6 protein-coding genes and 2 pseudogenes are annotated in these 8,448 nt (G+C 65.4%); 5 read left to right on the top strand and 3 right to left on the bottom strand.

The window, feature by feature from the left end; genetic code table 11:
- The 4 genes and pseudogenes from VGD20_RS09420 to VGD20_RS09405 all read left to right on the top strand — a co-directional run.
- Positions 1 to 252: pseudogene (locus tag VGD20_RS09420) on the top strand (GNAT family N-acetyltransferase); the annotation flags it as partial.
- 45 nt (positions 253 to 297) lie between these two features.
- Complete coding sequence (locus VGD20_RS09415; RefSeq protein ID WP_331134191.1) at positions 298 to 882, top strand: DUF1285 domain-containing protein; 585 nt, start codon at positions 298 to 300, stop codon at positions 880 to 882.
- Positions 882 to 1,466: a CoA pyrophosphatase gene (locus tag VGD20_RS09410; RefSeq protein ID WP_331134190.1), complete on the top strand. Its 585-nt coding sequence runs from the start codon at positions 882 to 884 to the stop codon at positions 1,464 to 1,466. Before VGD20_RS09415 ends, VGD20_RS09410 begins: the two co-directional genes overlap by 1 nt.
- Positions 1,466 to 2,659 carry a CCA tRNA nucleotidyltransferase gene (locus VGD20_RS09405; protein WP_331134192.1) on the top strand — a complete coding sequence of 398 codons (1,194 nt, stop codon included), beginning with the start codon at positions 1,466 to 1,468 and terminating at the stop codon, positions 2,657 to 2,659. Before VGD20_RS09410 ends, VGD20_RS09405 begins: the two co-directional genes overlap by 1 nt.
- Here VGD20_RS09405 and VGD20_RS09400 read toward each other — a convergent pair.
- Entirely contained in the window at positions 2,632 to 4,257 is a 1,626-nt protein-coding gene (locus tag VGD20_RS09400) for a putative bifunctional diguanylate cyclase/phosphodiesterase (protein ID WP_331134189.1), read from the bottom strand. The genes VGD20_RS09405 and VGD20_RS09400 overlap by 28 nt on opposite strands.
- Before the next feature lie 149 nt (positions 4,258 to 4,406).
- On the bottom strand, positions 4,407 to 6,710 hold the full coding sequence (parC, locus tag VGD20_RS09395; RefSeq protein ID WP_331134188.1) for a DNA topoisomerase IV subunit A: 2,304 nt from the start codon (positions 6,708 to 6,710) through the stop codon (positions 4,407 to 4,409).
- A 153-nt stretch (positions 6,711 to 6,863) separates the two neighbouring features.
- On the opposite strand from parC, the gene VGD20_RS09390 reads away from it, so the two are divergent.
- A complete protein-coding gene (locus VGD20_RS09390; protein WP_331134187.1) occupies positions 6,864 to 8,150 on the top strand; it encodes an acyltransferase in 1,287 nt (428 codons plus the stop codon).
- 28 nt (positions 8,151 to 8,178) lie between these two features.
- On the opposite strand, the pseudogene VGD20_RS09385 reads toward VGD20_RS09390, so the two are convergent.
- Positions 8,179 to 8,448, bottom strand: a pseudogene (locus VGD20_RS09385) (aminoglycoside phosphotransferase family protein); the annotation flags it as partial.

Genomic DNA, 8,448 nt, shown 5'->3' with positions numbered 1-8,448 from the left:
CGTCCCGACGCCCAGCGCGGCGGGCATGGCCGGGCGCTGATGGCTCATATGCTGGAAGCGGCCGAAACCTGCGCCGACAGCGCACTCATGATGATCGGCGATCCCGAATATTATGGGCGCTTCTTCGGCTTCGAGGCCGAGGCGACAGGAGCATGGGACCTGCCCGGTCCGTTCGAGAAACGCCGCTTGCTCGCCCGGGCAGTGAACGGACACGAACTGCCGACGGGTCAGGGAATGATCGGGCCGCGCTGATCCTTGCGGGGTTGCGCAGGCTGTACGGCCGCCTATGTCAGATATATGGTCAGCCCGGCTCCCTCGCTCCCCAAGGAATTTTCCCGGCTTTCGCTGACCGAGGCGGCGGAACTCCTCGCCGCGCATAAACTTCCGCCCGTCGAGCAATGGCATCCCGAGCATGCGGGTGACAGCGCGATGGAGATCCGCGGCGACGGTAGCTGGTATCATGAAGGCGGGCGCATCAACCGCCCGGCGATGGTCAAGCTGTTCTCGACGATCCTGCGCCGCGAACCCGACGGGAGCCATGTGCTTGTCACCCCCGCTGAAAAATTGACGATCGCCGTTGAAGATACGCCCTTCCGTGCGGTCGAAATGAAGAGCGAAGGCGTGGGCGCGGCGCGCAAGCTCGTCTTCCGCCTTGGCACCGACGATCTGGTCATGGCCGGTGCCGACCACCCGCTGAGCTTTGGCAGGAATGCCGACGATCCCGACCCGCGCCTCCACGTCCGCGGGGAGATCGGGGGCGGTCTCGAAGCGCGGATCGACCGGGCGCTCTATTACGAGATCGTCGAAATGGCGTTGGCCGAGGGCGCCGAGCCGCCCGCGATCTGGTCGAACGGCGCGCGCTTCCCGCTGGTGGGCGCCTGATGCTCTCCGAAAAGCTGCGTATCGCGCTCGACAATCTGCTGCCCGATCCGGGCGAGGACGAGACCTATCTCGGCATGCCGACCCTGCGCGATGCCGCGGTGCTGATCGCCTTCACCGACCGGCCTGACCCCGGCGTCATCCTGACCCAGCGGCCGCAATGGCTGCGCAGCCACGCGGGGCAGGTTGCCTTTCCCGGCGGCAAGATCGATCCGGGTGATCGCGATGCGGTGGACGCCGCGCTCCGCGAGGCGGAAGAGGAGATCGGGCTCAATCGCCGCGACGTGATGGTCGCGGGCGCGACCGAGCCTTACCGTTCGGGCAGCGGCTATATCATCACCCCGGTTCTGGGGGTCATTCCGCCCGATTTGCGCTTCGATCCCAATCCTGACGAGGTCGACGAGTGGTTCGAAGTGCCGCTCGACATCCTGTTCGACCCCGACAATTATGCGCGCCAGCATGCGAATTGGCAGGGGCATGATCGCCATTATTACGACATGGACTGGCAGGGACGGCGGATTTGGGGTGTGACGGCGGGAATCATCATCAATCTGGCGCGGCGTCTGCCCGCGGGGTGGCACCGGTGATGGCGCTGCCTGCCGCTGAATGGCGCGACCGCCCCGGTTTGCGACGGATCGTTGCTGCACTGAACAGCAATGGCGGCGCCGTGAAAATCGTTGGCGGCGCTGTCCGCGACACTTTGCTGGGCCTGCCCGTGACCGACATCGATCTGGCGACCCCGCTCCTGCCGCAGGAGGTGACACGGCGGCTGGAAATGGCTGACATCAAGGTGATCCCGACGGGCATCGTGCACGGCACCGTCACCGCGATCGCGAGCGGCGACCATTACGAGATCACGACGCTACGCCACGATATCGAAACCGACGGACGCCGTGCGACAATCGCTTTCGCCAAGGACTGGCGCGATGATGCGGCGCGGCGCGACTTCACGATCAACGCGCTGTATGCCGATCCGGAGACGGGGCTGATCGACGACTGGTTCGGCGGTCTCGCCGACATCGATGCCGGACGCATCGCCTTCATCGGCGACGCCGCGACGCGCATCGCAGAGGATCATCTGCGCATCCTGCGCTTCTACCGCTTCGCGGCGCGCTTTGGCCGCGGCGAACTCGACGCCGCAAGCCATACAGCAGTGGTGACCGCGCGCCAGTCGCTCAAAAGCCTGTCGCGCGAACGGATCGCCGACGAGCTGCTCAAGATATTGTCGCTGCCCGATCCGCGCGCGATCGCCGTGCAGATGGCTACGGATGGCATTTTCGAAGTGCTGCTGCCCGAACTCGATCCGGACTTTGCGGTGATGTTCGACCGGTTGCTTGCCAATGAACGTGCGGCGGGTGCGGCGCCGGCATCGCTGCGCCGCCTGTCGGCGCTGCTTCCCGCCGACGCCGCGATTGCCGAGCAAGTGGCGAGCCGGCTGCGGCTCTCGACCCGGCAGCGCAAGCATCTCGCGGTGCTTGCCGGACATCGCGGTGACATTGCGCGGCCGGCGCGACAACTTGCGCACGCCGTCGGCATCGAAGCCGCGCGCGACGTCCACTTGCTGGCGGGCGATGCCGTCGCGGCTCGCGATCTTGAGGACTGGCAGGTGCCGGCGCTACCGGTGAAGGGTGGCGATATCGTCGCACGAGGGATTGCCGCAGGGCCCGACGTCGCGCGCATCCTGAAAGCTGTCGAGGCCGCGTGGGTCGCCGAGGATTTTCCGGGCGCCGCCAGAGTCGCCGAGCTTGTTGATCAGAAGATCGGCCGCACCAGCGACTGACGCCAATAATCCAGGGCAGCGGCGCTTTCCATTGGCCGCGCAAACAGAAATCCCTGTCCGAAATCGCATCCGAGCGCCGACAGCAGCCGCGCCTGATCGGCGGTCTCGACCCCTTCCGCGGTCGTGCGCATGCCGAGGACTTCGGCGAGGCTCTGGATCGTGCGGACGATCGCGACCTTGTCGCGGTCGTCGACCATATGCTCGACGAAACTGCGATCAATCTTGAGCACGTCGATCGGCAGGCGCTGCAGATAGGCGAGGTTCGAATAGCCGGTACCGAAATCGTCCATCGCGACGCGCGCATCAAGCGCCTTCAACTCGCTGAGCACCGACAGCGCGAGGTCGGGATCGCCGATGATGGCGCTTTCGGTAAGTTCGATCATCAGCCGTTCGCCGCCGATGCCCTGTTTTTCGAGCGCCTGGCGCACGACACCGGCGATATCGTCGCGCAGAAGCTGGATCGCCGAGACGTTGACGGAAAAATAGCAGTCGACGACCGCGCCGCCGTTCTGCCGGTCCCATTCAGCGAGCACCGCGGCAGCCTTGCCGATGGCCCATTGGCCGAGCGGGACGATCAATCCCGAATCCTCGGCGATCGGGATGAATTCGGTGGGCGAGACCGAATGGCCGCTGCTGTTGTCCCAGCGCGCGAGCGCTTCGAACCCGGCGACGCGGCCGCTCGACAGCTCGATCAGCGGCTGGAAGGCGAGGTGCAGCCGGTCTTCCTCGATGGCATTACGCAACTCGGTTTCGAGGCCGAAACGGTTGTCGGACAGCATCGCGGCTTCGGGTTCGTAGATTTCGATGCGGTCGGTTTGCTTCGCGCGTTTCAGCGCGATCTGCGCATGCCTGATCTGATCGGCGACATCGGTGTCAGCTGCGGGTTGGATCGCACAGCCGAGTGCGCAGTCGACGCTGACTTTCAATTCGCCGATCCGGAAGGGGTGATCGAAGCAACCGCGGATGCGCCGCGCCATCTCGCGCACATCGGCGCGGCCGCCCGCAATGCGCGACGAGATGGCGAATTCGTCACCGCCGGTGCGCGCCAATATGTCGCCGCTACGCAGGCTCGATTTCAGTCGCCGCGCGACGGTGATGATCAGTTCGTCGCCCGCCATCGGGCCGATATGTTCGTTGATGCGCGAAAAGCGCGCGAGATCGAGAAGCAGGATGGCATGGTCGGTGCCGCCGCCTTCGACCATGGCGCGCTGTTCGACCAGCTCCTCGAAGCCGGCACGGTTGGGAAGGCCGGTCAGGCTGTCGGAGACGAGTTCGCGGCGCAGGTTGCGCTCGGTCATCATTTCCTGCGTCCGGTCGATTAGCGTCAGCAGAAACAACCCGTCGTCGTCGCCCGATTCGGTGGGCAGCGGGCCGATCGATCCGCGCAGGTCGCGCGCGGCGGGTCCGTCACCCAGTTGGCAGGAAAATTCCTGCGCTTCATCGGGGTGCTGCGACGCCCGCTCGATCGCGCGGAGCAGCTCAATCGGAGCGTCGACCCCTGCGGGCGACAGTTTCAGCCGGTCGAAGGCCGCGTTGCTGGCGTGCAGGCGAAAATTGCCGCGGCCGAGCGGGCGGATAAGCGCCGCCGGGACCGGCAACGCATCGATCCATCCGACAAACAGAGAGGGCCGGTCTTCACCGGTTCTATCAATAGGCATAACAGCGGGTTTTAAGCGACCTTTCCCCATTGGCCATTGCGTAGTTGCCGGGGAGTAAAGAAGCTATTTACGGCAACATCAAAATACGGTCAGTCGAAGCGGTTATTGCGTGGAAAACCGGTCGGCGGCATCCGGCCCGCCGCGCCGCGCGCGACGCGCCATGGCGCGAGGTCGGTTTCGGTGCGCGTGCGACCGGTATCGCCGCCCATCGCCCAGCTCAATCCGTCGCCAAAGGCGAAGCTGACCGCATCCGACAGCCCCCCATCGCGATAGCGTTGCAGCATCACGCCCTGGCCCCGCGCCATCGCCGGTACTTCGGCAAGCGGGAAGACGACGAGTTTGCGGTTCTCGCCGACCGCTGCAACGCTGTCGTCGGTCGCTGCGATAGGGCGGACGACGGCGAGCACGGCCTTGGGCTTCAGATTGACGACGCCCCGGCCCTTGCGCGTTTCGGCGACGACTTCGGCCATCTGGGCGACAAAACCGTGGCCGCTGGTCGACGCGAGCAGCAGCCGGCCCTCCGCCGTCGCCGGGATCATCGCGACGATCCGCGCCTCGGGGTCGATGTCGACCATCAGCCGCAGCGGCTCGCCGAAACCGCGCCCGCCGGGCAGCTTGTCGGCGCCGACCGTAAAGAAGCGCCCGTCGCTTGCGGCGATCAGCAGCTTGTCGGTCGTCTGCGCGTGCGCGGCGAACAGCAGTTCGTCGCCTTCCTTGAACTTGAACTCGGCCCACTGGTCAGCGGCGACATGCCCGCGCTGTGCCCGAATCCAGCCGCGCTTCGACAGGATCACCGTCACCGGTTCCTTCTCGATCATCGCGTCGAGCGGGATTTCGCGGGTCGGGGCGGCCTCGGCAATCGTCGTCCGGCGCGCGCCGAGCAAGGTTTCGAGCCCATAGACGTCGCGCAGCTTCTCGAGATCCTTGCGCAGCCGCGTCTTCTGCCGCGCCGGGCTTTCGATCAGCTTCGCCAGTTCCTCGCGCTCGGCGGTCAGATCGGCCTGCTCGCGCTTCAGCTCCATTTCCTCGAGCTTGCGCAGGCTGCGCAGCCGCATGTTGAGGATCGCCTCGGCCTGCCGGTCGGTCAGGATGAATTCTTCGATCATCACCGGCTTCGGTTCGTCCTCGTTGCGGATGATCTCGATGATCCGGTCGAGGTTCAAAAAGGCGATGATATAGCCCGCGACCAGTTCGAGCCGGTCGTCGATCTTGGCAATCCGGTGCTGCGCGCGGCGGACGAGGACGATGATCTGGTGCTGCAGCCATTCGGTGAGCAGCTGTTTCAGCCCCATCACTTTCGGCGTGCGCGTCGCGTCGAGCACGTTGAGATTGAGCGCAAAGCGGCTTTCGAGATCGGTCAGCCGGAACAGGCTTTCCTTCAGCACCTCGGGGTCGACGTTGCGGCTCTTGGGTTCGAGCACGATACGCAGATCTTCGGCGCTTTCGTCGCGGACATCCTCAAGGATCGGCAATTTCTTGTCGGCGATGAGCTGCGCGATTTGCTCGATCAGCTTGCCCTTGGCGACCCCGTACGGAATTTCGCTGATGACGAGCTGCCAGGTACCGCCCGATTGTTTCTCAATCCCGCTCTCTTCCCAGCTACCGTCACCCAGCTTGCCGGTCGAAAAGCGCGCGCGGACGCGGAAGCCGCCGCGCCCGGTTTCATAGGCGTGCGCGATTGTCTCGGGGCTGTCGACGACGATACCGCCAGTCGGGAAATCGGGGCCTTTGACATGTTCGAGCAGTTCGCCAAGCTCGGCGCGCGGGTTCTCGATCAGCACCAGCGCGGCATTGATCACCTCGGCGGCGTTGTGCGGCGGGATGTTGGTCGCCATGCCGACCGCGATCCCGCTCGCGCCATTGGCAAGCAGGTTCGGGAACAGCCCCGGCATGATCTCGGGCTCTTCATCCTCGCCGTTATAGGTCGGACGGAAATCGACCGTGCCCTCGTCGAGGCCCTGCATCAGGTCGATCGCGACGCGCGTCAGCCGCGCCTCGGTGTAACGATATGCCGCCGCGTTATCGCCGTCGATATTGCCGAAATTGCCCTGACCGTCGACGAGCGGATAGCGGAGCGAAAAGTCCTGCGCGAGGCGGACCATCGCGTCATAGACTGCTGTGTCTCCGTGCGGGTGGAACTTGCCGATGACGTCGCCGACGACACGTGCCGACTTCTTGTACCCCTGCGACGGATCGAGCCGCATCGCGCGCATCGCCCACAGCAGGCGGCGGTGAACGGGCTTCAGCCCGTCGCGCAGGTCGGGCAGCGAACGTGCGGTGATCGTCGACAGCGCATAGACGAGATAGCGTTCGGACAGCGCGCTGTCGAACGGGGTATCGATCATGCCGGGAACGGGTTCGGAAGGCGGGAGGTCGTCGTTGGTACTGGCCATTGCCCAGAGCCGATAGCAAGGCTCGCGCGCCAAGGCAAAGGCTTGCGTTGACGCGCCGCGACACTAGCTTGGGGTTTCCATCCGGGGAGGGCCGATATCTTGAGCGAAACCACTGGCGCCGTTCGCAAAAGCATCTGGTCGCGAGCGAGGGAGATGGCCGGGCAGGCTCCGCCCGAGCGAAATCGCTATGTCGATTTCCTCCGCGCACTGTCGATCCTCGCGGTCGTGGTGGGCCATTGGCTCGTCGCTGCGCCTTATATGAAGGACGGTGCGGTCGAAGGTGGACACCTGCTCGGCATCTTGCCGTGGACGCAGTGGCTGACCTGGGGATTCCAGGTGATGCCGCTCTTCTTCCTCGTCGGCGGTTTCTCGAACGGCATGTCGTGGGCGGCGACGCAGCGCAAGGGCAGCAGCTACGAAAGCTGGTGCAGCGGCCGGCTCCAGCGGCTGATCAACCCGGTGCTGCCGCTGTTCCTGATCTGGACGCTCGTCGCGATGTTCGGCACGCTCGCGGGGATCGATCGCGCCGTCGTTGCGATGGCGGCGCAGCTTGCATTGATTCCGGTGTGGTTCCTGTCGGTTTACCTGATGGTCGCGGCGGTCGTGCCGCTGACGTGGAAGGCATGGAAGCGATGGGGGTTCGCCTCCTTCTGGATGCTTGCTGTCGGGGCGGTGGCGATCGATGTCGCGACGCTGCGCTTCGACGTGCCTTACGTCAATTTCCTCAATTTCGCCTTCGTCTGGCTTGCGATCCACCAGCTCGGCTTTGCATGGAGCGAGGGGCGGTTGTCGCCGGGCCGGGCCTTGCTGTGGGGTATCGGAGGGCTGGTCGCACTCGGACTGCTTGTCGGCTTCGGGCCCTATCCGGTCGCGATGATCGGTGTGCCGGGAAGCGGCCTCAGCAATTCGATGCCCCCGACGATCGCGCTGCTCGCACTCGGCATCGCACAGGCGGGCTTTGCGCTCGCGCTCGAGCCCGCTGGGCGGCGGATGCTCGATAATCTTCGCATCTGGACCGGCGTCGTGCTCGTCAATGGCATGATCATGACGATCTACCTCTGGCACCTTACCGCCTTCGTCCTCGTGATGGTTGCGGCGTGGCTATTCGGCGGGATCGGGCTCGACGTACAGCCAGGCAGTGGCGCATGGTGGCTGGCGCGTCCTGTCTGGTTTGCCCTCTATATCGCGGCACTGTTTCCGCTGATCATGGCTTTCGCACGCTACGAGCGCGCGAGCGGGAGCGACAGGGAGGTGCCGCACTGGCGGCTGATCGTCGGCCTGTTGCTGATCTGTGCGGGCCTCGGCGCGACGGCGGCGATCAGCATTGCGAGCCCGCTCGGGGTCACCGGCGTACGCTTGTGGCTCGTCGCGCTGCCCTTTATCGGCGCCGCCATCGCCCAATTCGGCCCGGTCCATCGGCTGACCCAGTCGCGGACGTGATACGCCGCGTTCGGGCCGCAAGATTTCGCTAGAGCAGGTCGAGGCTTCCGAGCGCCAGCGCTTGCCGCGCGGGGCGTTCGGCCATCACCGCGAACATCTCGTCGCCGCGTGCCGTGCGCTCGACGCTCATCGACGCGAAGACGGCCATGAAATAGCCGCTGAGTGCGCCGACGCGATAGTCGGTCCACAGTGCTTTCGTGTCGGGCGCGACGCCGCGCTGTTCGAGCGCGGCGATCCAGTGATCGAACGCCGGCCGGTCGGCGGCGGCGCGCTCGAAGGGGTCGGCGATGCTCGTCCC

The organism is Sphingopyxis sp. (genome assembly GCF_036402335.1).
Taxonomy (GTDB): domain Bacteria; phylum Pseudomonadota; class Alphaproteobacteria; order Sphingomonadales; family Sphingomonadaceae; genus Sphingopyxis.
This window is presented reverse-complemented; position numbering and strand designations above follow the sequence as displayed.